The sequence below is a fragment of the Microcystis sp. M144S2 genome (genome assembly GCF_020246065.1).
GTDB lineage: Bacteria > Cyanobacteriota > Cyanobacteriia > Cyanobacteriales > Microcystaceae > Microcystis > Microcystis ichthyoblabe_A.
This window is the reverse complement of sequence record NZ_JADBTR010000063.1, coordinates 33228-59194: the sequence shown is the minus strand read 5'-3', so window position 1 is coordinate 59194 and position 25967 is coordinate 33228. Positions and strand designations below refer to the sequence as shown.

General features: G+C 39.3%; 22 protein-coding genes and 1 pseudogene. 8 read left to right on the top strand and 15 right to left on the bottom strand.

Translation table 11 applies throughout. The features are described 5' to 3' along the window. Positions 1–8: 8 nt before the first annotated feature. The 3 genes from IM462_RS08560 (at position 9) to IM462_RS08550 (ending at position 2628) form a co-directional block, all read left to right on the top strand. Entirely contained in the window at positions 9–509 is a 501-nt protein-coding gene (locus IM462_RS08560; RefSeq protein ID WP_052276045.1) for an LptA/OstA family protein, read from the top strand. Between the two features lie 187 nt (positions 510–696). Next, positions 697–1425, top strand: coding sequence for an LPS export ABC transporter ATP-binding protein (gene lptB, locus IM462_RS08555; RefSeq protein ID WP_104397819.1), 729 nt, complete (start codon positions 697–699; stop codon positions 1423–1425). A gap of 33 nt (positions 1426–1458) precedes the next feature. Beyond that, complete coding sequence (locus tag IM462_RS08550; protein WP_287699762.1) at positions 1459–2628, top strand: LptF/LptG family permease; 1170 nt, start codon at positions 1459–1461, stop codon at positions 2626–2628. A gap of 36 nt (positions 2629–2664) precedes the next feature. Here IM462_RS08550 and rsmI read toward each other — a convergent pair whose 3' ends face one another. Then, positions 2665–3504: a 16S rRNA (cytidine(1402)-2'-O)-methyltransferase gene (gene rsmI / locus IM462_RS08545; RefSeq protein WP_287699761.1), complete on the bottom strand. Its 840-nt coding sequence runs from the start codon at positions 3502–3504 to the stop codon at positions 2665–2667. Positions 3505–3694: 190 nt separating this feature from the next. Here rsmI and IM462_RS08540 point away from each other — a divergent pair, with 190 nt between their 5' ends. Both IM462_RS08540 and IM462_RS08535 read left to right on the top strand, forming a co-directional pair. Further along, positions 3695–3811: a photosystem II reaction center protein I gene (locus tag IM462_RS08540; protein ID WP_002732356.1), complete on the top strand. Its 117-nt coding sequence runs from the start codon at positions 3695–3697 to the stop codon at positions 3809–3811. A gap of 140 nt (positions 3812–3951) precedes the next feature. Next, the gene (locus IM462_RS08535) at positions 3952–6345 is read left to right on the top strand and encodes a DUF3769 domain-containing protein (RefSeq protein ID WP_287699760.1); all 2394 of its coding nucleotides are present in this window, start codon (positions 3952–3954) and stop codon (positions 6343–6345) included. Between the two features lie 120 nt (positions 6346–6465). On the opposite strand, the gene IM462_RS08530 is transcribed toward IM462_RS08535, so the two are convergent. The 12 genes from IM462_RS08530 to IM462_RS08475 all read right to left on the bottom strand — a co-directional run bounded on the left by IM462_RS08530 (position 6466) and on the right by IM462_RS08475 (position 19314). Then, positions 6466–10209, bottom strand: a complete 3744-nt coding sequence (locus tag IM462_RS08530; RefSeq protein ID WP_287699759.1) for a WD40 repeat domain-containing protein — start codon at positions 10207–10209, stop codon at positions 6466–6468. A gap of 104 nt (positions 10210–10313) precedes the next feature. Further along, entirely contained in the window at positions 10314–10859 is a 546-nt protein-coding gene (locus IM462_RS08525) for a Mov34/MPN/PAD-1 family protein (protein ID WP_287699758.1), read from the bottom strand. A gap of 97 nt (positions 10860–10956) precedes the next feature. Then, positions 10957–11355: a hypothetical protein gene (locus tag IM462_RS08520; RefSeq protein ID WP_002779140.1), complete on the bottom strand. Its 399-nt coding sequence runs from the start codon at positions 11353–11355 to the stop codon at positions 10957–10959. A 20-nt stretch (positions 11356–11375) separates the two neighbouring features. Further along, positions 11376–12377 (bottom strand): coiled-coil domain-containing protein, encoded by a 1002-nt coding sequence (locus tag IM462_RS08515; protein WP_287699757.1) that lies wholly within the window; start codon positions 12375–12377, stop codon positions 11376–11378. A 5-nt stretch (positions 12378–12382) separates the two neighbouring features. Further along, positions 12383–12628 (bottom strand): hypothetical protein, encoded by a 246-nt coding sequence (locus tag IM462_RS08510; RefSeq protein WP_130757984.1) that lies wholly within the window; start codon positions 12626–12628, stop codon positions 12383–12385. Further along, positions 12621–12887 (bottom strand): hypothetical protein, encoded by a 267-nt coding sequence (locus tag IM462_RS08505; RefSeq protein ID WP_130757985.1) that lies wholly within the window; start codon positions 12885–12887, stop codon positions 12621–12623. The genes IM462_RS08510 and IM462_RS08505 overlap by 8 nt, the downstream gene beginning before the upstream one ends. A gap of 14 nt (positions 12888–12901) precedes the next feature. Further along, a complete protein-coding gene (locus IM462_RS08500; protein ID WP_002782437.1) occupies positions 12902–15772 on the bottom strand; it encodes an FtsK/SpoIIIE domain-containing protein in 2871 nt (956 codons plus the stop codon). A gap of 5 nt (positions 15773–15777) precedes the next feature. Further along, positions 15778–16227, bottom strand: a complete 450-nt coding sequence (locus IM462_RS08495) for a hypothetical protein (RefSeq protein ID WP_002782435.1) — start codon at positions 16225–16227, stop codon at positions 15778–15780. 25 nt (positions 16228–16252) lie between these two features. Next, positions 16253–16615, bottom strand: a complete 363-nt coding sequence (locus tag IM462_RS08490; protein ID WP_002779156.1) for a hypothetical protein — start codon at positions 16613–16615, stop codon at positions 16253–16255. A 56-nt stretch (positions 16616–16671) separates the two neighbouring features. Beyond that, positions 16672–17151, bottom strand: coding sequence for a hypothetical protein (locus IM462_RS08485; RefSeq protein WP_287699756.1), 480 nt, complete (start codon positions 17149–17151; stop codon positions 16672–16674). A gap of 204 nt (positions 17152–17355) precedes the next feature. Continuing rightward, positions 17356–17811 (bottom strand): archaeosortase/exosortase family protein, encoded by a 456-nt coding sequence (locus IM462_RS08480; protein WP_002741496.1) that lies wholly within the window; start codon positions 17809–17811, stop codon positions 17356–17358. Positions 17812–18228: 417 nt separating this feature from the next. After that, entirely contained in the window at positions 18229–19314 is a 1086-nt protein-coding gene (locus IM462_RS08475) for a hypothetical protein (RefSeq protein WP_287699755.1), read from the bottom strand. A gap of 300 nt (positions 19315–19614) precedes the next feature. Here IM462_RS08475 and IM462_RS08470 point away from each other — a divergent pair, with 300 nt between their 5' ends. Then, on the top strand, positions 19615–21132 hold the full coding sequence (locus IM462_RS08470) for an nSTAND3 domain-containing NTPase (RefSeq protein ID WP_287699754.1): 1518 nt from the start codon (positions 19615–19617) through the stop codon (positions 21130–21132). Further along, positions 21125–22447, top strand: a complete 1323-nt coding sequence (locus tag IM462_RS08465) for a tetratricopeptide repeat protein (protein ID WP_287699753.1) — start codon at positions 21125–21127, stop codon at positions 22445–22447. The genes IM462_RS08470 and IM462_RS08465 overlap by 8 nt, the downstream gene beginning before the upstream one ends. A gap of 109 nt (positions 22448–22556) precedes the next feature. Here IM462_RS08465 and IM462_RS08460 read toward each other — a convergent pair. Next, positions 22557–22688: pseudogene (locus IM462_RS08460) on the bottom strand (ISL3 family transposase); the annotation flags it as partial. Positions 22689–22980: 292 nt separating this feature from the next. Between IM462_RS08460 and IM462_RS08455 the strand changes: the two are divergent. Then, positions 22981–24417 carry an NADP-dependent isocitrate dehydrogenase gene (locus IM462_RS08455; RefSeq protein WP_287699752.1) on the top strand — a complete coding sequence of 479 codons (1437 nt, stop codon included), beginning with the start codon at positions 22981–22983 and terminating at the stop codon, positions 24415–24417. A gap of 536 nt (positions 24418–24953) precedes the next feature. Here the strand turns inward: IM462_RS08455 and IM462_RS08450 are convergent. After that, positions 24954–25583: a DUF1294 domain-containing protein gene (locus IM462_RS08450; protein ID WP_002731896.1), complete on the bottom strand. Its 630-nt coding sequence runs from the start codon at positions 25581–25583 to the stop codon at positions 24954–24956. Positions 25584–25967: the final 384 nt, after the last annotated feature.

Here is a 25967-nt window from a genome sequence, read left to right as displayed (position 1 = left end):
ACATTTCTATGAGAGCAAGATCCGCAAAAATCAGGGGATGGCTAGTTGCCCTCGTTTCTACTAGCTTAGTCATGGGATTGGGCAATTCTCCCCTAGTCAAGGCACAGCAGAATATTGTACCAGGTAATGCCATGACAGTGCGATCGGATATTCAGGAGGCAAACTCAAAAACGGGGGTAATTACCGCTCGGGGTAACGTACAGGTGTTCTATCCTGCCCGCAAAATGCAGGCCACTTCCGCCCAAGCTCAGTATTTTAGCCGCGAACGTCGTTTAGTGATGACGGGTAACGTTTACGTTTTGCAGGAAGGCAACAGTATCCGCGCCGAAACGATGACTTATCTTGTCGATGAGGGTAGATTTATCGCTACTCCCCAAACCAGTCAGCAGGTGGAGTCAATTTATTTAGTCAAAGATAACGAAACTTCCCCCCAACCGGCTGCTTCTCCGACACCCGCGCCCATACCTTCCCCTTCCCTCCCCGCTGCCCCAATTATTAACCCGCAGTGATAGTCAGGAGTCAGGAGACAGGAGACAGGAGACAAAAGGCAAAAGGCAAAAGGCAAAAGGCAGTATTCTCCCCACACCCCACACCCCACACCCGTTCGGCTGAGCTCACGGCCGAAGCCCACATCCCACACCCGTTCGGCTGAGCTCACGGCCGAAGCCCACACCCCACACCCCACACCGGATAAAGATGACTTTAGTATTAGAAAATATCCATAAATCCTACGGTAAAAGGCTCGTGGTTAACCGAGTGAGTATTACTGTTGCCCCGGGGGAAATTGTCGGGTTATTAGGACCAAATGGTGCGGGAAAAACCACAACTTTTTATATCGCCACGGGATTAATTAAACCGAATCTGGGGCGCGTTTGGCTCGATCAAAAAGAAATTACCAAATTACCTCTTAATCAAAGGGCGCGTCTGGGTATTGGCTATCTGACGCAGCAGGCCAGTATTTTTCGTTATTTAACTGTATCAGAAAATATTCAGTTAGCCCTAGAACAGTCGGGAGTTCCCTTTTCCCAACGGGCAAATCGTCTCTATGATTTATTAAAAGAATTTCGCCTCGATAAGATTGTTGGCACTAAAGGTGCTTACGTTTCTGGAGGAGAAAGAAGAAGGACAGAATTAGCCCGCGCTTTAGCGGTGGGAGTCAACGGACCGAGATTTTTATTATTAGATGAACCCTTCGCCGGGGTGGATCCGATCGCTGTGTCCGAGATTCAAACGATGATCGCCGGTTTAAGGGATCGTCAGATGGGAATTTTAATTACCGATCACAATGTGCGAGAAACTTTGGCTATCACTAATCGGGCTTATATTATGCGCGAAGGGCAGATTTTAGCGGCGGGAAGTGGCGAAGAACTTTATAATAATCCTCTGGTGCGTCAGTATTATTTGGGTGATAATTTTTTCAGATAATTGTTATTAATAAAAAAATCGCTGCATTATATCATGAAAGTTGGCAATTGGCAAGGAAATTTAAGTAGAATACCCGGATTTAGCATCTTAGACCGCTATATTTTTGTCGAGTTATTATTACCCTTTCTATTTGGTATGGGTTTATTCACTTCTTTGGGAGTGGCGATCGGCACTTTATTTGATTTAGTGCGACGGATTACCGAATCGGGTTTACCTTTTACTTTGGCCCTAAAAATTCTCTTATTAAAAATGCCAGAGTTTATCGTTTTAGCCTTTCCCATGTCGATACTTTTAGCGGCTTTAATGGCCTACAGTCGTTTAGCCAGTGATAGCGAATTAATTGCTTTGAAAAGTATTGGAATTAGTGTTTATCGCCTAATAATTCCGGCCATTGTGCTAAGTTTAATAGTGACGGGATTAACCTACGTTTTTAACGATTATGTGGCTCCAGCTGCCAGTTATGAAGCTAATGCTACCATGACCAAAGCCCTACGACCAAATCGCAAATCTTTTATTGAAGATAATATTATTTATCCTGAATACGGCAAAGTGCGGCCACCGAATGGAGGGGAACCCCAAACGGTATTAAGAAGGTTATTTTATGCCGAAAGATTTAACGGTCAAGAAATGTTAGGTTTAACCATTCTCGATCGCACCCAACCGGAAGTTAATCAAATTATTACCTCAGAATCAGCTTCTTGGAATATTGAAAAAAATATCTGGGATTTTTATAACGGCACAATTTATCTAATTGATCCTAAGGGTTCCTATCGTAATATTGTCCGCTTTCAACATCAACAATTAGCCCTACCGCGTACCCCTTTAGATTTAGCTTTTCGGGCGCGAGATGGTTCGGAAATGACCCTGAGACAAGCGCAGGAATACCTAAAAATACTGCAATTAAGCGGCAATCCCACCAAAATTAGAAAATTACAGGTTCAAATCGAGCAGAAAATATCTTTACCCTTTGTTTGTTTAGTTTTTGGGATGATTGGGGCAGCCTTGGGATTACGTCCCCAAAATTCTAATAAAGCCACCAGTTTCGGTATTTGTATTGTCCTAATTTTCTCCTATTATCTCCTATCTTTTGTCACCAGTTCCTTAGGCATTGGCGGAGTTTTAACCCCCTTGATGGCCGCTTGGTTGCCCAATATTTTAGGATTAACTGCTGGGGGAATTTTGTTAATTCAATCGGCTAAATAATCAAGGGTTAGCGGTGGGAATAAAAATTGATAATCATCAAATTTCTAGGGCCAATTTGTATAAACGACTGCGGGATAAATTAGTAACCTGTGCTAATTGTCTGCTGGCTTGCGATCGACTAACTCCCCGTTCTATAATTTGTTTTAATTCCCGTTTTAATTCCTCCTCGGATAATTGGATATTATCGGACTGATCTTTGCCCATAACTACGATTGTAAATTCCCCTTTAGGAGTTTTTTTCTCCCGATATAAATTAATCGCCTCGGCGATAGTTCCTCGCCAAATTTCTTCGTAAAGCTTGGTTAATTCCCGACCTAAAACTATCTTTCTCGTTGATCCGAAAGTTTCGCGTAAATCCTCCAAAGTCTTAATAAGTTTGTGGGGTGCTTCATAAAAAACCATCGTTCTCGTTTCAGTTTTTAAACCCTCTAAGCGCTCTTGTCTCAGCTTTTCCTTACCCGGAAGAAATCCTTCAAAACAGAATCTTTCCGTGGGTAATCCCGACACCGCTAAAGCGGTAATTACCGCAGTTACTCCGGGGATGGGAACCACTTCGATCTGAGCTTCTATACAAGCTTTAATTAACTCATAACCCGGGTCAGAAATCCCCGGCATTCCCGCATCAGTAACCAAAGCGATATCCTGACCTTGGCTGAGAATATGTAAGAACTGATCGAGACGGGAAAGGCGATTATGTTCGTGGTAACTAATTTGAGGGGTTGGAATATCAAAATGCTGTAATAATTTGCCGGTGTGTCTGGTATCTTCGGCAGCAATTAGAGCAACTTTTTTGAGAGTTGCCAGGGATCGGAAAGTCAGATCGTCTAAATTGCCGATCGGCGTTCCCACCACATATAATTTACCGATATTATTCATAAATTGGCTAAAAATAGGCTATTTAGTTGTATTTTAAGTGATCAGTAAACTAAAAATTCACATCTGCTCACTGATAACTGAGAACCGATCGCTTTTCTCTGTTCAGGGATCACTCAAATAGGGTAAAGTAGGTCAAGGTATGCTCACCCCTGTTATTGAATTAATCTAGTCTAAGGAGAACGTCTTAGTAATGTTAACCCTAAAAATCGCCGTTTATATCGTTGTTTCCTTCTTTGTCTTACTTTTTATCTTTGGCTTCCTTTCCGGCGATCCTACCCGTAACCCCGGACGCAAAGACTTTGAGTAGAAGACAATTAACAAACTGGTTCTAGGGTAGAGGCACAGGGAACAAGTTATTAAACTTTCCCTGTCTCCCTAGAAATAATGATCATGGTAGTATCATTGAGGTTCGCTCGTCCTCTATTTTGATCGCCGACTCGTGCAGTCATGTCTTTTTTTTTCTTAGCTGTTGAACCACCTGCCCTGATTAATACTGTAGCCGAACCGGAAACGGAGGAGCGCCAAGTTGCTGAAAATATTCCCACGTCTGTAGTTCCCCTCCCTGTCACCCCAGCACCTCTAGAGGCAAAAAAGCCTTCAGAAGAGAGCGTTTCTATTCCCCTCACCGTCACTCCACCCCCGGAAACCGTCGAGGTAAAACCCTTGGTTCCCGATCAGGGTATTCCCTTAGAACCTTTACCTAGCAGTGGGGGTGATGCGGCAGCTTTAGGAAAACCCCTTTCTGTCCAGAATTCTCCACCTCCTGCAGCCGTTGGTGTCACCATTCATCCCGAAACCGAGATAGTTTCAGGATTAAATCAAAAAGCTCTTAACCAGAAAAATGGCTCGACTCGGCTATTAGTGCGGAAAAAAGGCGAAAAAACCAGCCAAGAATACTTGATTTCCCTCAATAACAGCCTAGCTCAGACCGATGCAGTTAATCCAGAAGGGGAAAGACCCCTAGAATTAGTGGCCGATGAGCAGGAATTTGACCAAAATCGGCAGATTATCACCGCTAGAGGTAATGTCACCCTGCGTTTTGCCCAAAGTGTACTAACGGCCGATCGCTTACAGATTAATCTTCCCGAAAAGTTAGCGGTAGCGGAGGGCCAGGTGATCCTAACCCGGGGAGATCAAATCCTGCGCGGCGATCGCTTTGAGTATTATTTCGTCCAGGATAGCGGTGTGGTATTTAATGCTAATGGGGAGATTTTTCAACCCAGCACCGCTAGGGATTTAGGACAAACGCTGCCCACGGATGTGGGGGCCGGTAGTTCTTTTGGAACCCTAACCGATCGTTTGGCATTAAATCAACCCTTGCAGAGAATCACCACGGGAGAGGGTTTTCAATTTGTCGTCGGGGGACAGGATCCCAGTCGGCGCGATCGACAGAATATTAGTAGTCCGTCGGGGGGAACGATTAATCGTGTCCGTTTTCAGGCCGAACGCTTGAATTTTGATGGTAAGGTGTGGAATGCCACTAATGTGCGTCTGACGAATGACCCTTTTTCCCCCCCTGAGTTGGAAGTTCGGGCTAATTCCGCCACTTTTCGCAGTACCGGCCCCTTTACCGATGAGTTACGGATGAGTAATTCCCAGTTGGTTTTCGATCAACGGTTAGTGGCACCCACTTTTATTAATAGTCTTACGTTCGATCGCCGTCGTCGTCGTCCTTTTTTAATTGCTCCGGGCTATGATGGGGAGGATCGGGGCGGATTTTTCGTAGAAAGTCCCCTGACTTTAGTGGAGACACCGAAGACTCTTTTTGAGTTGACACCGCAATATTTAATTCAAAAAGTCCTTAATCCCGATGCTTTTCCCTCAGCTAACCCCGGAGGTGGCGAAGTTTCGCCCCTTAGTCCGAAAGCTTTTGGTTTATTGGGCAATTTTGCCACTAATTTCGGTGAGCGCTCGTTTTTGCAAGCGACAGCTTCTTTTTCTAATTTAGATTTGGAACAGATCGAAAATAGTGTTCGTTCTAAAATTCGCTTTCAACAGACGATCGGACAGTTGCAGGATCCCTATCTGCTCAATGTGGAGTACAATTATCGCGAGCGTCTCTTTAACGGTTCTTTAGGTTTTCAGACGGTTAATAGCAGTTTTGGGGCAATTTTGACCTCACCGGTGATTGTCGTCCCGAATACGGATATTAGACTCAGTTATCAAGCTTCTGTTCAGAATGTTAACGCACCCACTGATCGCAGTGATCTCTTAGCTGCCAATGCAACGGATAATGTGACTAATTTAAGCCGTTTTCAGGGTGCTGTCTCCCTCAATCGCAGTTTTTTACTCTGGTCTGCCCTTACTTTACCACCGACCCCCGACCAAGGGTTAAGATTTTCTCCTCTTCCCGTTCAACCCTATATTGCTATTGTCACTGGTGTCACTGGTGTCACCGGTTATTACACCAATGGAGAGACGCAAAATTCCGTCACGGGAACCGTGGGATTATTAGGACAGTTTGGGCGTTTTTCCCGCAATTTTTTCGACTATACCGGGTTTAATATTAGTTTTAGTCAGGGTTTAGTTAACGGACAATCACCCTTTTTCTTTGATCGCTTTGTTGATCAACAAACAATGTCCTATGGTATAACTCAACAGGTATATGGTCCGATCCGCGTGGGTTTCCAGAGTATTTATAGTATCGATCAAGCTAAGGAAATCAGTACAGAATATTTTCTCGAATGGAGTCGTCGCACCTATAGTTTAATTTTGCGCTATAACCCAGTGCTGCAGTTGGGAATACTCAACATCCGCGTGTCGGATTTCAACTGGACAGGCAACCCCGGCTATTTTGAGGGCAGCGATGTCCGTCCGGTGGTGGATGGAGTAACCCGTTAAGACTACATGGGAATGATGAATTATGAATGATGAATTATGAAGTGGGATGTGGGGTTTTAGGGATTTTCAGATCGGGATTACCTCTCATTGAGACTCCCTTGACTAACTTCTATCCTCTCTTCAACGTGACAGAAAAGCTCCTAAAATTTTCATGGTGTTGCTCGTTTCATAATTCAACCCTTCTACTCCCTTAATATTTGTTTGTTCATAAAGTCTAGGAGAGCGTAAAGTGTTCTGACACTCTCCTGTTTTTAGGTTCCAAAGTTTAATCGTCTCGTCTTCACCTGCGCTGGCCAATGTCTTACCGTTGGGACTAAAACAGACTGACCTGACACTTTTAGTATGTTCACACAGGAGTTGATGAAGTTCACCTGTTTCAACATCCCAAATTCGGATTGTTGCGTCATCCCCCCCACTTGCTAGTAACTTCCCATCGGGACTAAAAGCTACTGACCATACCCAAGACTTATGACCTTCAAAACTATTAATTAATCTACCATCTTTGACTTGCCAAACTTTGACCGTTTGATCATCACTTGAACTGGCTAATCGCTGACCGTCAGAGCTAAAGACAACAGACCAAATTCTTCCTTGATGACCTTTAAAAGTCCGCAAAGATTGAGTCATATCATCTTCAATAGACCAGAGTTTTATAGTTCGATCTTCACTACCAGTTGCTATTAATTTTCCATCAAGACTAAAATTTACTGATAATACCCAGGCCTGATGTTCCTCAAAAGTTTTAAGACAAAATCCTCTCGGAACTGACCAAAGCTTAACAGAATTATCTCCACTACCACTTACCAGCATTTGACTATTAGGACTAAAAGCGATCGACCATACGCGCTTTTGATGTTCTGGGGAAAAAGTGTACTTTTCATCTGTCCTAATATCCCAAAGTTTGATGGTGTTATCGTGACTGGTACTAGCAATCAGTTGACCATTCGCACTAACTGCGACTTGATGCAATAAAACCCAATAATCTTTTTCTTGTAAAATTTTAATTACTTTGCCACTTTCCCCTGACCATAATCTAATCGTTTGATCTCCACTTCCACTTATCAATGTTTTTCCATCGGGACTAAAAGCTACTGAACAGATCCAGTCAGTATGACCATTAATCTGTTGAAGACATTTATGGTTTTTGATAGACCATAATCGGATCGATCGATCTATAGAACCACTCAAAATATATTGACTATCGGGACTGAAAGTAATTGATGATAATCGATTGCCATATCCCCTAAAACATTGAAGACATTCTCTGGTTTTTACTGACCATAATCGCAGTGTAAAATCTTCACTCCCACTGGCTATATATTGACCGTCCGGACTAAAAGCAACTGACCAAATCCAGCTTTCGTGTCCTGTTAAAGTATCAATATTTTGATATTTTTCTTCTATAAGAGACCATATTTTAATGGTTTTATCGCCACTTCCACTGGCTAGAAGTTGACCATCGGAACTAAAGGCAACTTGCCAAACCCAATCTTGGTGTCCTGTAAGAGTATGGAGACATTCTCCCGTGTCAACTGACCATATTTTGATGGTTTTATCAGCGCTCCCACTGGCTAAAAGTTGACCATTTGGACTAAAGGTAACACCACCTACTCGTTCTTGATGTCCTTCAAGGGTGTGGAGACATTCTCCTGTTTCAACTGACCATATTTTGATGGTTTTGTCCTCACTTCCTGTGGCTAAAAACTGACTATCAGCACTAAAAGTAACGGCTCTAATAGGAGCATAATGTTTTTGAGAAGGGTGGGGCAAAGAATGACAATTTATAGATATATCTGTTGTAATAGACCAAATTTTAACAATTCCGTCTTGTCCCCCACTTGCTAGTAACTGTCCCTCAGAATTTAAGGCTACTGACCACACCCAACTTCCGTGAGCAGGAAAACTTTTGCTTAATTCTAATTTTCCATCTTGTTTGACTTTCCAGAGGTAAATCATCCCATGACTGTCACCAGTTGCTAAAAGCTCTTCTCTTGGAAAATAGCGATTAAACTGACTGCAAGAAATTGATAAAATACTACCACAAGTTTGAGGAAAAATACAGTCAAAAAACTGTGAGTATGAAAAATCTACTTGGTTGAGTCTAATGTTTGAAAAATCGACTTGTCGAATGGAGATATGGGAAAAATCGTAGCCGATTAAGTGACCATTTTTCAGTATATTAAGTAAGTTAATAATATTGCCAGCAATGCCCCCAATTTGTCCAGAAGGTTCATTTTTTAATGTCTTTAAACAATCAATTAGTTTGCTTTCTAGATTATTTTCTTGAAAATTATGAATTAAGTTATTGATTATTGGGTGTAAAATAACATTAATTTGAATCTTTCTTAGATAATCAGGAACAGTAGTTTTAGTCAAGGAGTTACTTCTTAATAATTGGAATTTTTCAGTTTTGATTTCTTCGGTTGCTATGGTAATAATTTTTTGAGTGAAATATTCAATCAGTAGAGGATGTATGGTAAAGTAGTCATCTTTTTTATCTAACAGAATTTTGCTAGATAATGATCTGATCCCTTCTTGGATACTTTTACCGTCAGGTTCAATGATAATATTATGTTCTAGTTCCGACAAAGAAACTGGATTTCGATTAATCGCTAACTCAAAAATAATCGCTTTTTCTAAATTAGATAGTTGCTGAAAGTAAGAATTTAAAATAGACTCGATTTTTTCTATCAGAAGATTACCTTTTAAAAGAAAATCCGAGAGGTTATTATGATGAACTTCTTGAATATGATGAGCGATAGATTTGATGAATAAAGGATTGCCGTGACAGACTTGTTGAATTAAAAATTGCCATTCATCCTCTGTACCATGAAAGGTGTCAATATCTCTCAAAATTTGCCGTCCAGTTTGATAGTCAAGTCCTTGTAACTCTCGGAAATAAGTTGAAGTTTTATTTCCCACTAACGATTCAAGTTCTTGAGGAATTTTTCGACTGGTTATAATTAAACAGCTATTGTGCTTTGACTGACCAATTGCTTGTAAAATTTCGCTATATTCTCGATAGTTTTCATGCTCAATAATCGCATCAATATTATCTAAAAATAATAAACAACGATATTTGGCTAGTATCTTGATAAATTTTATCAGTTTTATTTTAAATTTATCTTCTGTCTTAAAACTAATATTCTGTGAAATAATATTACTGGTATTTTCAAGAAATTCTAGGGGTAAAGGAGGATTCAAAAAAGACCAATAGATAACACGGGGAAATTCCTCTTGAATTTGCTCAATCAGTTTACAGACAAGAGATGTTTTTCCGATTCCTGCTATTCCGAAAATTCCGATAATTTTACACGGGGGACTATTTTGAAAAAACTTTTGTTTTAATAATTCTAGTTCTTTTTCTCTACCATAAATCTGAGAAATATCAGGAATTAATCCGAAATTATCATAATTTATTTCTGGTTTAATTGATGAGTTTTGAAGATTAGGAGATTTACGCTTATCCCATTCTTCTTCAAATTTTTTCAAATTTTCTTCTGTTGATGAATGCCAAAGATTTAGGGTAAAGTGCAAATTTGCTGCGCCTTTAGCTTGTTTGTATCTATTATCTGTTAGTATTTCCCATTCTTGTAAAACCTTAAGGTCATTTCTCATCTGTTCAACAGTAATGGCAGCCCCTAACTTTTGCTTAGTAATTCCATGACAAAAATCTGTTAATATTTTTAAAGTTGTATTGATAATTAGCTTAGGATGTGATGCACCTTCTGCAAGCCACCTGAAAGATAGGTGATTCGACCAATACTGATGATCTGGTGATTCCTTATTAACATGAGTTAATAGTCTTTCTAAGAAGATCAGAATTCTTTTTTTGACGTTAGCACTGGTATTGAGATTAGGCATAGTCTGAAATTTCACTTTTTAGGATTATAGCCTGATAATCTATTCACCGTCAATTAAGTTAAGTATGAAAAAAGTTAATACTTGTGTAACTAGATTGAAGAAAATTAATCATTAACTATTGATAAATAATCAGATAAAGATTTAATAGTTAGCAAATTTTTGGGAATTAATTGATCTCCAATTTCTATAGAAAGCTTAGTATATTCGGGTCGTGAATCAGATTGAGAAGGGAGGGAAACGTGATACATAGTCAATCGAAAAAATGGGTCAAAATTAACTAAAGCAGAAATAGCTCCCTCAGAATGTTGAGAAGCATATTTTTTATTAATTGTATCATCAGTTAAGGAAAAGTAATCAAAACTGCCCGGATGTCTATGCCATAGTCCAAGAACTTCTATGGGTTCTCGATAAAATCTGGCAATTTTGTTAGACAGGTGTTTGATATAAGCATTATCATACTCAAAATAGCCGGGGCGAAAGATAGGATTTAGACCCGAATCTAAGGTTTCTAAAATATACCATTTATTAGGGTTTCTAATTCCTAAAAAAATGCCACCTGTTTCTGTTTTATAGCTTTCATAGGTTTCAGCTGCAATAGCTAAAAATGATTTCTGAGAAAAAATAGTTTTGATATTCTGGTAACTTAACATTGTTTTTATTCTCTTAGTTATTCATCTTTTTTTCTGTCTAAGATAGATATTTATCAAACATTTATTTTAATAAAATTTCGTAATATAAATATCTTTTTTAGTTACAACTGCGATTAGCTTGTTGAATTAATCTGTGAATATTAGGTAATTCTGCTTGAGTTAAGCCGTAATATTCGATAGATCGATCATAAGAATAATAAGCTTGTTTAACTTCCTGTTTTTCTCGTTCTAAGAAATGTTCAACTTGTTGGGAATAGCGTTCAGCCTCTAAAGCATAATCTTTGGCTTTAACCAACTCCTCATTGGTTTTTTCTAAGCCTTGTACCTGTTTTTGCAAAAATTCTATCATTTTCTGATCGTCATCTTCATGGGGGTCAAGATAACGACGGTTAAGAGTTTTGGCAGCCTCATCTTGCCATAGGCCTCGAATATCTTTACGATAGTCTTGCAGAGTGCGAGATCGCTGCTGCATCTTCCAAACAATATCTTCCATCATTTTTTATCCTCCAAAAATCACTAAAATTGAAAAGGACGGTTGAATTCAATCAGACTTTCTACTCGATATTCTATTTCTCTTGTTACCCCAATTTCTAAACATTGAGCGGAGTTTCCTTGCTTTTCCGCTCCTTTGAAATCATTTCGGGCTTCTTCGGTGAAATTGCGGGCATTATTTACTGCTAAAGACATTAAATCTGCCATTTCCTGCTCATTGCTTGCCTCTAATTGCGCTCTATCAACTTCCCGTCTAGCTGCATTCGCATTTTCTAAACTACGTTCGGCAAAACTCAGGGCATTATGGGCATAATTTAAAGTAATATTCGCCTGATAGACGGCTTTTTGGGCATATCCGACGGCATTTCGACAACAATTCACCCTAGCTTGCGCTCGTGCGACTTCTTCTCTTGCTGCTTTTTCTTCTTCAATGGCTTTATTTAAGCGAGCAATCGCAGCCTGAACCTTTTTTTGGGCTTGACTAACCCTAGCTTGCTGACCAGAACAATTGGGCGCATGATATTGTCCATCCTTGTCAGTATAGCCTGAATTTTGGCAACTGGTAAGGGCGGATTGTGCGCTTTGTAATTCAGATTCTGCACTGCTTAAAATAAATTCTGCTTGCTCTCTTTCGTTTATGGCAAGTTCTAATCGGGCTTCTGCCCGTCTTAACCAGTCAATTGCAATACCTAACTGATATTCCCAATCATTTAGGGTTGATTGCGCCTGATTTTGGGTATTTTGAGCTGCTGCCAAATTTTGTTGAGCTTTTTCTAAAACTTGATAACAATTAGACAACAATTGAGCAACTTCATCATTAGCCTGATCAACTAATTTTTGATCATTTTTAGCCTGATCTTGAATAATTGAAGCATGATACAGAGCTTGACTGACTTTTTCTTCACTTTGCCTTTGATGCCATGACATTTGATCAAGCGTCTCACGGGCGGTTATTTTCCAGTATCTAAGTTCTTCAATTAAGTCATTGAGAAGGGTAATAAGAATACGCGGATCCTGAATGGTCATAATGATTAAGATTTATCGGGGATTTCTTGGAGAAAATTGAGGATTTTCTGAACTTCTAGCCTTGAATCTTCCATTTCTGCCAAGGTTCTTGTCCAAAAACCTGTAAATTCTTCGGCGGCTGATCCTTGAAAAACTTCATCAAGCGATCGCCATGCCGTATCGAGAAATTCCAATTCTTCGCTTAAAATCAAATAATATTGATTGAGTGCAGTTTGATAGGCTAAAAGGGCTGTTTTTCGGGAATTATCCACCGTTTAAATACCTCTCTAATACTTGTAATTTATGGTTTAAAAAATCATTATAGCTGGGAATTTGGCGACTATAATAATTCTTAGTCTTTTCTTGCAAATCAAGCCACATTTCGTCATGTTTTTGTCGTTTTTGGTCTTGCCAATGGGGAGAAAGATCCTCATAGGTGGTTTCCACTTCTCGCCACGCCGATTGAACGCGATCATGGAATTGTTCGAGGGTTTGTTGAAAGTGTTTGAGTTGTAAAAATGAGTCATCCATGGTTAAATTAAGCTTTAAGCTCTTTTGATTAAACTATTAGCAATTTTCTCTATTTGTTGCTTAAATTCGGGTGTAGATTCCGTACTATAAGGTTTAAAAAGAGTAGTGCGATCGCTATCCGTATCCCGATAAAGGGCTTTAATTGGAACATCTCCATCTGCTTGTAAACGTGAGGCTTGGCGATCACTAACAAAGGTGAAAGAATCATCTTCTGACATCTGTAAAGCGACTCTATGGCGAAAATAAGCTAAATTTCGCCGAATATCAAGGACATTAGAGAAAGCTTTGATCCCTGAAAAACTGAGGATGAGATGAATACCTTTACTCGGTCCTTCCTTCAATAATCGCTTAATTTGAGTAGTTAAGTGACTTTCTGGGCTATAAGACTGCTCATTGCTCCGTCTTAAGTCATCTACTCTATCTAATTCCGTCATGATGACGAAAATAGAAGGTTGAGTCATCAAGTCTGTTTCACTGAGTTGGTTTCTTTCGTCAAGTTGAAGAATTAAATTGTTCAAAATTGCCGTAATAATTCGATTTTCTCGGTTAAATGCCGTCGTAAAGCCCAAAGGTTTTAGAATAATCTGACATACTTCTTCCAATGCTAAATGCCATTGTGTACCAGATACACTGCGATCTACCACAACAAAACGAGATTGTTGAAGATTGCCATTAATAGCAAGACTGGTCAAAATAGCCGATAGAATTCCATAACGGGCTGTATTATAGTCTCCACCGATAACTAGAACGTTTTCACTTGGACGACGGCGTAATATCAGCCTTGCCTGTTGCCTTACACTAAATTCTTGTCCTAGCCATGTTAAGATCGGGTATTCTGCACTAAACCAGTCAGAAATGCCTAATCCTCCTTTGTAGAAAGGTAAACGGGCGATTTTTTCCCAATCTTCTGAGGTTAACCATTTACCGTAATCTAAAATATGGCGTAATTGAGGATTATCTGCTAAATTAGGCTGAGAATCTCCATCAAAGACCACTGTTTCCGTGTAATCTTCTGGGGAGAGTTGATCAGCTTTTTGAGATAAAGCGTTAATGATCATATCTCGGCGAGATTTTTCGATAAATGCCACTTTCCCAAAATAATTAGAGTTATCATCGCCGCTACGGTCATTAATAACAATTTTCCCCGGCAAATCACAGGTCATTAATAATTGTTTTCCTCGTTTTCCAAATTCTGTCAGGGCTTGAATTTCTGTTTTTGACATCTGCATTCCCATTCTCAGGTGAATATTACCCAAAATTCCCGTTTGATTCCGCATTCCTTCAGCCCCAAACCTTTGGGAAGCGAGTAACATATGAATACCCGCACTCCGCCCCTGTTGGGCTAAAATCAGTAGTTGACTGGAAGCAGTATCCTCTTTGTCGTTAAAAAATAACTCCTGATATTCATCAATAATTAGAAGAATACGGGGCATTTTGCCCTCTGGTTGTCCTAGTCGGCGATAACCTGCCAATTCTGACACCCCTAATCTTTTAAATAAGGCGTTACGTCGTTCTTTTTCGGCGATTAATTCAGTTAAAACACTACGGGATAATTCAGGGGAGGAATGTAAGGAAACTACTTCGGTATGGGGCAAATTGCGATAGGGGGCTAATTCTACGCCATATTTGCCATCAATGAGATAAAATCTTAATTCTGAGGGACTATAACGAGTTGCCAAGCCTAAAATAAGCCCATGATACAGGGTAGATTTTCCTGATCCAGTCATTGCTCCTAGCATACCATGAGCGCATTGATGACCTTCGCTATCTTTACCAAACCAAATATTTAATTGATCAGAACTTCCTCTTCCACCGATAGGTGTGGTTATCCATTCTTCACTGCTATAATTCCACCAATTTTGCGGATCAATTCCTACTATATCATCCCAATCTAATTTTCGTTCGGGGGGTTTAGCTTGTTTAACTTTATCAAGTAATTGTTTTTGTAAATCCGCGTCGGGAATACTATCCGCTTTAAATTGAAGTTGACAAGATGTTGCTGTCTTTGACTGTTTACTGAGATCAATATAAAAGGCATTTTCAAACCCACTCATATTAATATCTCTAGGGAGATCAATATCTTGATTATAGTGAATAAACACATATCTTCCAGCTTCTGGTCCACTATTACCAATTTTTTGTAATTCTTCAATATCTCTACGGTCATATCTTTTAGGAAAATCTGCGACAAAAATCCCCTCAAATCTTTCATTGACTCGAATATCTGGGGGGAGTAAATGTAAGGCAGGAGACTGAGGATCTAAATAGGTTTCTTTGACGCGACGAATATCTTGGGTGACTTCTAATAAATCTCGATAAACTTCGCCACTATTTTCTCTAATCAAAGCCTCAGGAAGGGAACGACGCATTAAAAATGCACCCCCATTATTAACGGGATCGCAGAAGGTATAACGTATTTGATAAGGAAGTAAAATAGCGGTACGAATCACAAGAGATTGCAGTAATTCTAGTCCCGTATTACGGGTATTATTGCTACAGCGAATAATAATAGTCTTATTCCCACCGATAAAGGGAGCAAATTCGGGAACACAAAAAGTGTTATTACTCGATCTTTGTTCAACTAATTGACCAATACGAATTAATTCTGTATGCTCTAATGAGGATAATAAATTATCGTTAATGTTCCAATTTTCCCAACGATAATCTTGCCAACTTCCTATTATTTCTAATGGTTGCTGTTCTAAATAAGATTGAGTCGATAGATAGCTATCTTGGAGAAATTTTCCAAAATAATTAGGTAATTGTTCGCCGTTTAATTTACCATGATTGAACAAAGAAGCACAAAACCCTAAATAGTCGGTTATGCGTTGACTACTTTGTTCAATTTTTTGGTTTAACCCTTCAATTTGTTGTTGCCAAAACATAAGCATTATTCTCCTTGTTTAGATAATTTTAAAACATTTTTTTGAGTATTTAACTGATACAGTTGAGAAGAATTAGAGTCATCAGAGGAGTTACCTTTAATAAAAACAAATAAAGTAAACAACAAGAAAGCACCTCCTACACTTAGCCCAATGATTAGGTTACGAGCCTTAATTTTTAAAGACTTTATCTCATTTTTATGAGATTCTATATTAGACTGTTCTTGGTTAATTTTACGGTCTGTTTCTTCTAATTTATCGAGACAAGCTTCAATTTCAGCAGGGGCTAATTGTTGAGAAGTTAAAGGGGAAATAGTAGTAACTTTACTTGTATTACTATAATATTTAGCAAAGCGTTTACTTAGGTCTTTTCGATTAGAATCAGCCCGATCATATTGTTGCCAAATTTTCTCTCTATTAGCAATCATACGAGCAATTGAATTTTGAATTGTTTTCATGTTTAAACCTCTGGGTTATTGTTAATTAATCAACGAGTTGAGGAATAGATAAATCACAGTCATGTAACCACATGGTTGTGCGTGAGGGTTGATAGAAAACTTGCCAAATTTTATCACCTCTATTATTGGTGTTAATAACACCTGTCAATGAGACGACTTGATCAACAATTAAATAACTTCCACGAGTCCCCTTCCTTGCGTCATAAACCCTGCCATCTTGTCGAATAAAATGATTGCTACAATATCCACTCCGATGAGGTTTAACAATAGCTACCACATTACGATAGTTATTTTCTTGATGACGACGCCATGTTTGAGCGTTTACTGGTAAGACTAAGCTGGTTAAACTGACAAGACAGGTGATAAAAAATAAATGAGTAATTTTCATATTTTTTGCTAAATTAATGAAAGAAATATTTGAGGTTAATTAAGACTTTTAGAAGCTTAATGACAATACGTCTGATTCCAATTAGCAGTTAAATTACTACCAGAAGGAATACAATCCCGTAGGCGAGTTTTGCCATCAGATTGAATAGCAAACTCTGGTCCCGACTCTGTCTGATCAATACCGAAAATTACAACGGCAATATCTTGACAATTAGATACGATTCTATCGGCATAACTTTTCATTAAAACACCAGAAGCTATAATGTTTGAAACAATCCTATCACTTCTTGTATCAAGAGATGTATAGCTTTCATTATAAGAGCTTAATGCGAAAATGATTTCATTAGTTCTATTAGTGGGATTTCTCCTATTAGTTACAGTCCTTTTTGTAAGTATCACCCTTCTAACTCCTTTAGATTCTATTTCATTGACAATAGAATTAATGGTTGCTTGACAGCGAGATTGAGCTTTAAGTGGTAAGCTAAACCCTAGCTGACTCAGGATAAAAATAGATAAGATGAAGTTAATTTTTTTCATGATTTTCAATTCGCAAGATGGTCAATTGCTGAAAACATTACTTACTGTTAAGCTTGACTAATTCTTGGTGAATACTAAAAACTAGAATCAATGATTCACAGAAAATTCGCAAGACTACATAACAGATAGTTAAATGCTAGGGAGGATTAAAACAGTCCAGTTAACCCCTCTAGCATAATCAGAAAAAAAACAACAAACTGTTTATCAAATATCTGCAATAAGTTGATTTAATTCATTAATCATTTTCTTTGCTTCTGTTCCTTCCCAAGGAACATGAGAATATGCTACAACTCCACCTCCAGTTGAACCAACAGCAATGACGGTCTGAAAAGCACTAATGATATTGGCAACTCCAAGTAGAAGTAATGGGAATCCAAATGATCTAATAGCACTAAAACCAACTAAGAGAAGGATTACGCCAACACATAGAGGCAAGAACTTGAACTCAGTTCTAGTTTTAATACCTGCTATGCTTCTTAATGGATATGTTACTTCATCTTGGCCTATAGGGATAAATAGGAGAACATTGGGTTTTCTGGCGATTAGTCTCTTGTTAGTTAACCAAAAACCTGATTTTAGAAAGAAAAGTATCAAGGAATAGCTAAACTCATACTCCTTCTGAACTGACTCATCTTTTCCTAATGGGGTGTCAAATTGCATCTTAAGCTCCTTTACTTGATGTTTTTTTGAATAATTCTGATGAGTACATAAGTGAAAAGTTACCCTAGATAAAAAAGGTATTTTATATTAAGGCAACGTAAGTTGTTCCCTAACCTTAGTTTGGTTAAAGTGCTAACTCTACCCTATCAGCTACTCAACAAAAGCCAATCATCCACTTATTTCTAAGTTTCGGCTGAACAGGCCGCATCTGGTATGCCAGTATAGCTTGAGAATAATTTGGGAATCTACCCAAACTGGTATCAATTTTAAAATAGCCTCAAACCCTTATAGAGTAAGGAATATGACATCTAAAGCTGAGATTGACTTCGGGACACTTAAGGATATAGCCAATTTTCAGGATAATTTACCTTAAGTTCCCAAAATCTAGTATTTATCGGCAACCTATTGAGCTAGACTTCACACCGCAAACGCTTCCTTGTGTTTATGAAAAATCTGGTCAGCGTTGTGGTACTGATGCTTAATCATCCACTGCTCCAGTTCAATGAGATACCATTGACCGGCAAATGTTCCATATTTTAAGCAAACTTTTTCATTATCGTGTAGAGTGTGCTTAAATCCAAAACGTTCTTTATACAGTGCTTCAATGGTTTCGTCCCCTTTTGGATAAGTCGTGTAGGAAATTTCAGTGTGAGCAATATCATGTTTGTAAGTCAAGATAGCTCGAATCAATTGCTGATAAACAAGATAACTTGTTCCTTTTTTGCCAGTTCCCTTTTCATCATAGAGAGAGAGACTTTCTCCGATGCTTGTTATATTTTTGGGTAACATCAAATGCTTTCCTGTGTGTTTTCCTTCACAAAATGTTGCCAGTTGACAAGGCAAATAGTAGCCATATTCAGGCAGAGAATAGGTATAACGTGCAACACCGATTACCTGAGAGGGATTCTGTTCAGGATAGGCTAGAAAAATAACCGATTGGTGAGTAAATAAATCGTCGATTTCTTTGCGATAATTTTGTGAGTCAGGATAGCGATTCTTGAGAAATAAGAAATAGGATTCAATTTCTGCTGGTGTTTCCGCTTCCTTGACCAGATAACCTTTGACCTTTGGCACATCAAAAGAAAGTAAGGCTCTTTTGCTAAGAATCCAGCAGTTGCCAATGTTATTTAACACAATAAATCCAGCACAAGAAAACAGAATCTTCACATATTGCTCAATATTGGGGGTTTGGGATATATCATAGACAAAGAGAAGACCGTTATCCTGTAACATTCTTCGGACAGTCCTTAAAGTGAATAGGGGATCTTTTTGGGTGTAATTTGTGGTCTTTAGCGTTGCAAATGTTTGTGCCGTTAAGTCCTTTTTCTCGTTTGGTTTTAAATCAAGCCAACAAGAAAGTTGCTCATAGTGACGCTCTCGTATTTGACCGCTAAATAAGTGATTGACATCAGCTCCATCCGACGACAGTAGCCGCACCGATGTAGATGATAATGAGATAAACTGTTTACCATTGGTTTGGTTGATTATTTGAGAAATAGCCATTTTGCTACCCTTAGGAAGAGGACAACGAGCAATGAGGCTCTCTTCATTGGGAGTAAAGCGATAGAAATCCTTAGATTTCTACGGAGAAGCAAGCAAAACGATTATTTTTGGGCGCAAAAAGCAAAAGAAGCTGGAATTAGAAAGAATTAGAAAGCTTGAATGGCTTCCTATACCTATAATTGAGCAAATAGCTGATATGTGCTTAGTCACATTGAGAGAAAGTTTTTCAAAAAATGAGAATTTCGGGGGATAATTGATCAACAATAGAGAAATAAACTTATGTAGATTGAATAGAGAGCAATGAAGTTAAAACTCTCCGTAGCGGGACTTGAGCAAGTCAAAACCCGATGGGCGCAAAAACAAAAAGAAGGCTGGACTAGAAAATACTTATGCACCGAGGCTAGTCAATTTTCCAAACCCGATGGGAATTGGGAGGAAATTTCAAATGACCCAGCCCACACTTATTACTCTTATTACGCCGACAACTGCTCACTGGAGACTTTAGATCATTTTTTGAGGGGTAAAACCATTCAATCGGAAGGTTTTTTCGCCTTTTGTCGAGCTTTGAACATCGACCCTTCAAAAGTCGCAGATCTAGATAATCTTTTGCAAAAACTGACTCAAGATATCGAGCCTATTTGGGTGGGGCGAGAGTCTCTTCAAAGTGATTTACTGGAAAAACTAAGAGGCGATTGTCGCATTGTCGTAATTACGGGAATAACAGGTATTGGAAAAACTGCCCTCGCCTACAAATTAGCCTTAGCTTTGTGTCAAGAAGGGTTTCCTCCTGAACTGCCTATTGATTTTGATGGGTTTAATCAACGGGAGGATCAACAGTCGCAATCAGAAGCACAAAACTTTATCAGCACAGCTATTGATTTACTCAATCGTGGCGATGAACCTGTTACGGCAAAACAAGCAAAAAACCCAGAACAATTATTAACTCAACTGGTTAATCATCTGAGCAATAATCGTCGATTGATTTGGTTTGATTCAATGGAAAATCTTTTACAAGGAGAACAACAAGATGGCAGTAATCGCTTTAAAGACCCCCTCTGGCGAGTCTTTTTTCAAAAGATATTAGAAGCCGAAAATTGTCAGACTCGAATTGTGATAACTTCGCAGGATAAGCCTGAAGATTTTGAAACTTTTAGTCAAGATCAATATTGGCATATTCAGCCATTAATGGGATTAGAGGATCAGGAAAGTTTACAGTTATTTGAACGTTTATTTCAACAAGCAGAAGTCGAATTAATTCTTCATGGACGTAACCTTGCTTACCTTAAAGAGATCGGAAAACTTTATGAGGGACATCCTCTCGCTATCCGCTTAATTTCCGGTGATATTATTGATAGACTGAATGGAAATATCGGCACTTATTATGACGAGAATAAATCCCGATTTCGACGATTAAGAGAAATGATTGATGAAGCTCAAAAAGCCAATCCTGATGATTATTACAAAGTTAACTTAATGACCAAACAATTACGAAAACAACTGCTAGAGGAGGAAGTCGAAAGAACAATAGAGCGACTTGAAAAAACTTTTGAAACTGCTTATTTATTGCTTATCTATTGCTCCACTTATTCATCTTTTGAATTTAAAAATGCGTGGTTTGAAAATCTTCAATTATTTTCAGAATACGAGGAACAAGATTTAGACTTAGCTCTTTTTACCTTGTTTAACCGTTATTTAGTAGAAACTCAAAAACAACTGGGATATGAACCACATATCAAACAGCACAGCTTAATTCGCAATGTTGCTTTCAAGCGTCTAGTATCTACCCAAAGACAAGAAGGGAAACCAAATCATGAATGATTTTCAATCTCCTCAATTAAGAGTCAAAGAACGTCTCACAAGTATCGATTTTACTGTTTTTGGAGAACTCGCTCAAGTCAAACAAAAAGGGGAAATTTTAGGGGCGACAGGAAGTCATTTTGAAAAAGCACATTTTGGCGCATTTATCTGGCATTTAATTGGTTATGAACGCCATATTAAGGATAAAATGGGACAGCAGCTCTCTATTCAAGAACGGGCAAGTCGTTATGTGGAAGCATTTCTCTGTCTATGTCGATTAGGTTGGTACAAAGAAGCTAAATCTTTATTTTCTTTACCCTTAGAAATTCATGATCCAACTTCTTTACCTTTGCACAAACAATTACGCATCTGGGGACGGTATGAAGATGGCATAAAACTGTGTAAAGAATTATTAGGAAATCTTGACAATGAAACCGATTTTATCTGTTTAAGTGAACTCGGTTATATGTATCGAGAATTAGGACAATTTGACCAAGCAAAAAATTATGCGGAGAAACTCTTATCCTTAGCCGAGCAATTAAATAATCCTCTTTGGAAAGCAAGAGGAAAAGGAAATATAGCCACAATTGATGGAATAAAAGGGGAATATTTAAGCGCTGAAATAGGACTGAATGAAGTTTTAAATCTAGCCGAGATTATTCCCGATTGTGACGAAAAATTTGAGATTATTAATGTTGCCCATTCAAATCTGGGTAATTGTTATGTTTATCAGGGAAAAATTGACCAGACTATTCCTTGTTTAGAAAAATACTTAAAATGGGCAGAAAAAATTAAAAATCTTATTTATCAAGCAACGGCTTTACGAAATTTAGGAGAAGCACACCGGCGAATCAATGATTTGAATACAGCTATCGATTATACTCAAAGAAGTCTTGATTTATCTGAGCAAATAACCGATGAAGCAGGAATTATTTTTTCTTTGGGAAATTTAGCCGCAATTTATTGGCAACAAGCAAATTTTCAGGAGTCTGAAAAATACTTTAAACAACAAAAGAAAAGAGCTTTAGCTATTTCAGATGTGGCAGGTGTTGCCCATGCTTGCGCTGGATTAGGAGAAATTTATAGTATCACTCGAAAGGATGATCTAGCCTATCAATATCTTAATCAAGCTTTAGATATTGCCCTCGATATTGGAGAACGATATGTAGAACTAGAGACTTTAATTATTTTGGCCGAATTTGAAGAAAAAACCCATGATCTTAAATCAGCTATTAATCACTGGCAACGAGCTTTACATCTTTCTGAAAAATTAAATATGCTCTCCCATAAAGAGAACTGTGAACAAAATCTAGAAAGGTTGTTAAACCCCAACTAAGTTGAGACTCGTATTATATACATGACTACCATTCCACGGGTACATTAAGAAAAGTTAATGAGTGTATCCATTAATGGATAAGGGGTTTCGGCTCTTGTAGTATATATATTTGATGGCAATTCGGACATTCAATTGTTTCATTTAAAAGAGCGAGCTTTAAGAAAATTGTCTGAGCAGTTTTTTGATAATTGACCCCTGTTACATTCGGTAAATCGAGGAGTTGATCAAAATTTATCCACATAACCCACCTCCTGTTCTGTGTCACCATTATACCATGCTCACACAGAACCTAGAAAAGCCCAATTTTAGGTAAAGTGTCATCAAATTCCTGCGAAGTCTCTTGCCTCATCTCAACAAGCAATCTAAATACGCGGGCAGCTTAAAAGAGTCTTAACTATGGCAGTTATCTTAATGGTGAGGTACGAAGTTGATGCCAGCAAGGGAATCTTTAAGAAATTAGCCAAAATGCCTGAGTATAGATATTGACGGCGCTAGACTGCCAACGTATAGATAAATACTGTTTCTGGAAGCCCATGACTGTCAGCTACGAAAAAATTACCCCACCGACAACAGGCTCGAAAATTACTTTTTCTGACGGAAAACCTCTAGTTCCCGACGATCCCATCATTCCCTTCATTCGCGGTGACGGTACGGGGGGCGATATCTGGCCCGCAACCGCAAAAGTTATCGATGCAGCGATCGCCACAGCCTACGGTGGTCAAAGGAAAATCCATTGGTTTAAAGTCTATGCTGGTGATGAAGCTTGCGAAATCTACGGGACTTATCAATATCTACCCCAAGATACATTGACAGCGATTAAAGAATATGGTATAGCCATCAAAGGTCCCTTGACCACTCCCATCGGTGGCGGCATTCGTTCCCTGAATGTGGCTTTGCGGCAAATTTTTGACCTTTATGCCTGTGTTCGCCCCTGTCGTTACTATGCGGGAACCCCTTCCCCCCATAAAACCCCGGAAAAACTCGATGTCATCGTCTATCGGGAAAATACCGAGGATATATATCTCGGCATCGAATGGAAACAAGGCACGGAAATCGCCGATAAACTGATTAATTATCTCAACACGGAACTAATTCCCGCCACTCCCGAACACGGTAAAAAACAAATTCCCCTCGACGCGGGTATCGGGATCAAACCGATTAGTAAGACGGGTTCCCAAAGATTAGTCCGCCGGGCGATCGAACGAGCGCTGACTTTACCGAAACCGAAAAATCAAGTTACTCTCGTCCACAAGGGTAACATTATGAAATATACGGAAGGGGCGTTCCGGGATTGGGGTTATGAATTAGCTAAGAGTGAATTCCGGGATGTGTGCGTTACCGAGATGGAATCATGGATCCTGAGTAATAAGGAGAAAAACCCTGATCTGACCATCGAAGATAACGCCCGCATGGTAGAACCGGGTTATGATGCCCTTACGGACGAGAAAAAAGCCAAAATCTGCCAAGAAGTGACCAGTGTTCTCGATGCTATCTGGGAAACCCACGGCAATGGGCAATGGAAAGATAAAATTATGGTTAACGATCGCATTGCCGATAGTATCTTCCAACAGATCCAAACCCGTCCCGATGAATACTCGATCCTCGCTACTATGAACCTGAATGGCGATTATCTCTCCGACGCAGCAGCGGCGATCGTCGGTGGTTTAGGGATGGGACCCGGGGCGAATATTGGCGATACTTGCGCTATTTTTGAGGCAACCCACGGCACAGCCCCTAAACACGCCGGTTTAGACCGAATTAACCCCGGTTCGGTGATTCTTTCCGGGGTGATGATGTTGGAATACATGGGATGGCAAGAAGCGGCCGATTTGATTAAAAAAGGCATTGCGGCGGCGATCGCTAATCGACAAGTTACCTACGATTTAGCGCGTCTGATGGAACCCCCCGTTAATCCTCCCCTGAAATGTTCCGAATTTGCCGACGCGATTATCTCCCATTTTGGCGATTAATTTTCTGGTTAGGGTAGCCTGAAAACTGCCCTATTTTTCGGAAAATACCCTAACTACCGAGGTCTTGACAAAATAGGAAAAAACCAGAATTCCCCCCTTGATACCAAATTTCTAAATCTATGACAGACATCCAGGCTTGAATGCTTGCCAGGCGTTGTCAAGTTTGAAGATGATGGCGCATCAGAGCAGACTTGAAAACGCTTTAACAGTAAGGCTCTCGTTGTGTCGCAATTCATTCTTCATATTCTGATCTGACAACGCCGTAAGCAATGCCTGAAAGACATCCCCCACATATCCATTCTTTGTCATCAGATAAACCATCACCCATACTATCTTTATATCACGCCCAAAAGCGTGTTAGCCAGATTAGCCCACACCGCACTTAAACCCACAGCTTCAATCCATGGGCATGGTGCGTTCCCCAAAATCGATCGCTGGAGCAGTGGGAGTCACATTAGGGAACGCACCCTACAAGATTGGCGTACTGCTACGCAGTGCCTTCGGCATCGCACTGCTGCTTTTAGAATCGCAATACGTCATAGCGTTCCTCCCGAAAACAGCCAAAACAGCCATACAACATAATGAATGATCACGATCGCCCAAAAAGTGACTTGATAAGACTTTTTCTGACCTTTATGGCGCAATATTCGCTGGGCAATAAACCCGCCCAACCATCCACCTGCAAGTTCACACAGATGTAGCGTTTGTTCAGAAGTTCGCCAATCCTTTCGTTTAGCACGAGATTTATCATCTGCGTATAGAGCGTAAGTCACTAAGCTCATTACGGGATAAAGAATCAGTGGAATGGGATTGCGTGTCGTCCATGTAAAACGAATAGCTCCAAACAAAGGCAGAAGCGACAACAGAACTAACTCAACTATCGGAAAGCTTGAAATGATGGCATCAGAGGGTTTAGTTCGACTACTTGAAGGTTCTGACTTGTTTCTTGCTCCCAGAATAAATGCGTTGTAAGCTCGAACTTTGCCATCTGAGTCAACTATGCAGTGGTAATAAATCGTGTCGTTTTCTTGTGGACGACGGGTTGCATCTTTAATTTCAGAAATATGCAAAAAAACTTCCTGACTCCCATCAACGGGTTGAATAAAACCAAATCCACGCTCATCTTTCCATTTTGTAAGCTTTCCACTGCGGAGACCGGATTGCATAAAAAATCTCAATAACGAAAACTTTGTGATTCTAACAAATCACCTTCAAGGACAGCCACAACCAAAAAACGAAGCAGCCCAACTACATATTATAGGTCAACTTTCCGTATAACACTCTTGAAAGTAACAATATGTGGAAACTTTCCGTATATCACTCCATTTAGGCGCAATCGCCAGAACTTTTCCCTATATCACGCCCAAAAGCCTGTTAGCCAGATTAGCATATTGCCAAAAACCTTGTTTAACTAAATTTCTGACAATTAGGCTTATTCTAGCGATGATTCCTCTGTCTGACCGCACCCCTTGACAAAAATTTATAATTATTAGACCTTTAGCGATCGCTATCGGGAGATAGTTGTTTTTTGTCACAGCAGTGGGGAGAAG

Excerpts from the sequence above, each read along its gene's own strand:
- IM462_RS08560 (WP_052276045.1), top strand. The coding sequence starts at position 9 with ATGAGAGCAAGATCCGCAAAAATCAGGGGATGGCTAGTTGCCCTCGTT.
- lptB (WP_104397819.1), top strand. The coding sequence starts at position 697 with ATGACTTTAGTATTAGAAAATATCCATAAATCCTACGGTAAAAGGCTC.
- IM462_RS08550 (WP_287699762.1), top strand. The coding sequence starts at position 1,459 with ATGAAAGTTGGCAATTGGCAAGGAAATTTAAGTAGAATACCCGGATTT.
- rsmI (WP_287699761.1), bottom strand. The coding sequence starts at position 3,504 with ATGAATAATATCGGTAAATTATATGTGGTGGGAACGCCGATCGGCAAT.
- IM462_RS08540 (WP_002732356.1), top strand. The coding sequence starts at position 3,695 with ATGTTAACCCTAAAAATCGCCGTTTATATCGTTGTTTCCTTCTTTGTC.
- IM462_RS08535 (WP_287699760.1), top strand. The coding sequence starts at position 3,952 with ATGTCTTTTTTTTTCTTAGCTGTTGAACCACCTGCCCTGATTAATACT.
- IM462_RS08530 (WP_287699759.1), bottom strand. The coding sequence starts at position 10,209 with ATGCCTAATCTCAATACCAGTGCTAACGTCAAAAAAAGAATTCTGATC.
- IM462_RS08525 (WP_287699758.1), bottom strand. The coding sequence starts at position 10,859 with ATGTTAAGTTACCAGAATATCAAAACTATTTTTTCTCAGAAATCATTT.
- IM462_RS08520 (WP_002779140.1), bottom strand. The coding sequence starts at position 11,355 with ATGATGGAAGATATTGTTTGGAAGATGCAGCAGCGATCTCGCACTCTG.
- IM462_RS08515 (WP_287699757.1), bottom strand. The coding sequence starts at position 12,377 with ATGACCATTCAGGATCCGCGTATTCTTATTACCCTTCTCAATGACTTA.
- IM462_RS08505 (WP_130757985.1), bottom strand. The coding sequence starts at position 12,887 with ATGGATGACTCATTTTTACAACTCAAACACTTTCAACAAACCCTCGAA.
- IM462_RS08500 (WP_002782437.1), bottom strand. The coding sequence starts at position 15,772 with ATGTTTTGGCAACAACAAATTGAAGGGTTAAACCAAAAAATTGAACAA.
- IM462_RS08495 (WP_002782435.1), bottom strand. The coding sequence starts at position 16,227 with ATGAAAACAATTCAAAATTCAATTGCTCGTATGATTGCTAATAGAGAG.
- IM462_RS08490 (WP_002779156.1), bottom strand. The coding sequence starts at position 16,615 with ATGAAAATTACTCATTTATTTTTTATCACCTGTCTTGTCAGTTTAACC.
- IM462_RS08485 (WP_287699756.1), bottom strand. The coding sequence starts at position 17,151 with ATGAAAAAAATTAACTTCATCTTATCTATTTTTATCCTGAGTCAGCTA.
- IM462_RS08480 (WP_002741496.1), bottom strand. The coding sequence starts at position 17,811 with ATGCAATTTGACACCCCATTAGGAAAAGATGAGTCAGTTCAGAAGGAG.
- IM462_RS08475 (WP_287699755.1), bottom strand. The coding sequence starts at position 19,314 with ATGGCTATTTCTCAAATAATCAACCAAACCAATGGTAAACAGTTTATC.
- IM462_RS08470 (WP_287699754.1), top strand. The coding sequence starts at position 19,615 with ATGAAGTTAAAACTCTCCGTAGCGGGACTTGAGCAAGTCAAAACCCGA.
- IM462_RS08465 (WP_287699753.1), top strand. The coding sequence starts at position 21,125 with ATGAATGATTTTCAATCTCCTCAATTAAGAGTCAAAGAACGTCTCACA.
- IM462_RS08455 (WP_287699752.1), top strand. The coding sequence starts at position 22,981 with ATGACTGTCAGCTACGAAAAAATTACCCCACCGACAACAGGCTCGAAA.
- IM462_RS08450 (WP_002731896.1), bottom strand. The coding sequence starts at position 25,583 with ATGCAATCCGGTCTCCGCAGTGGAAAGCTTACAAAATGGAAAGATGAG.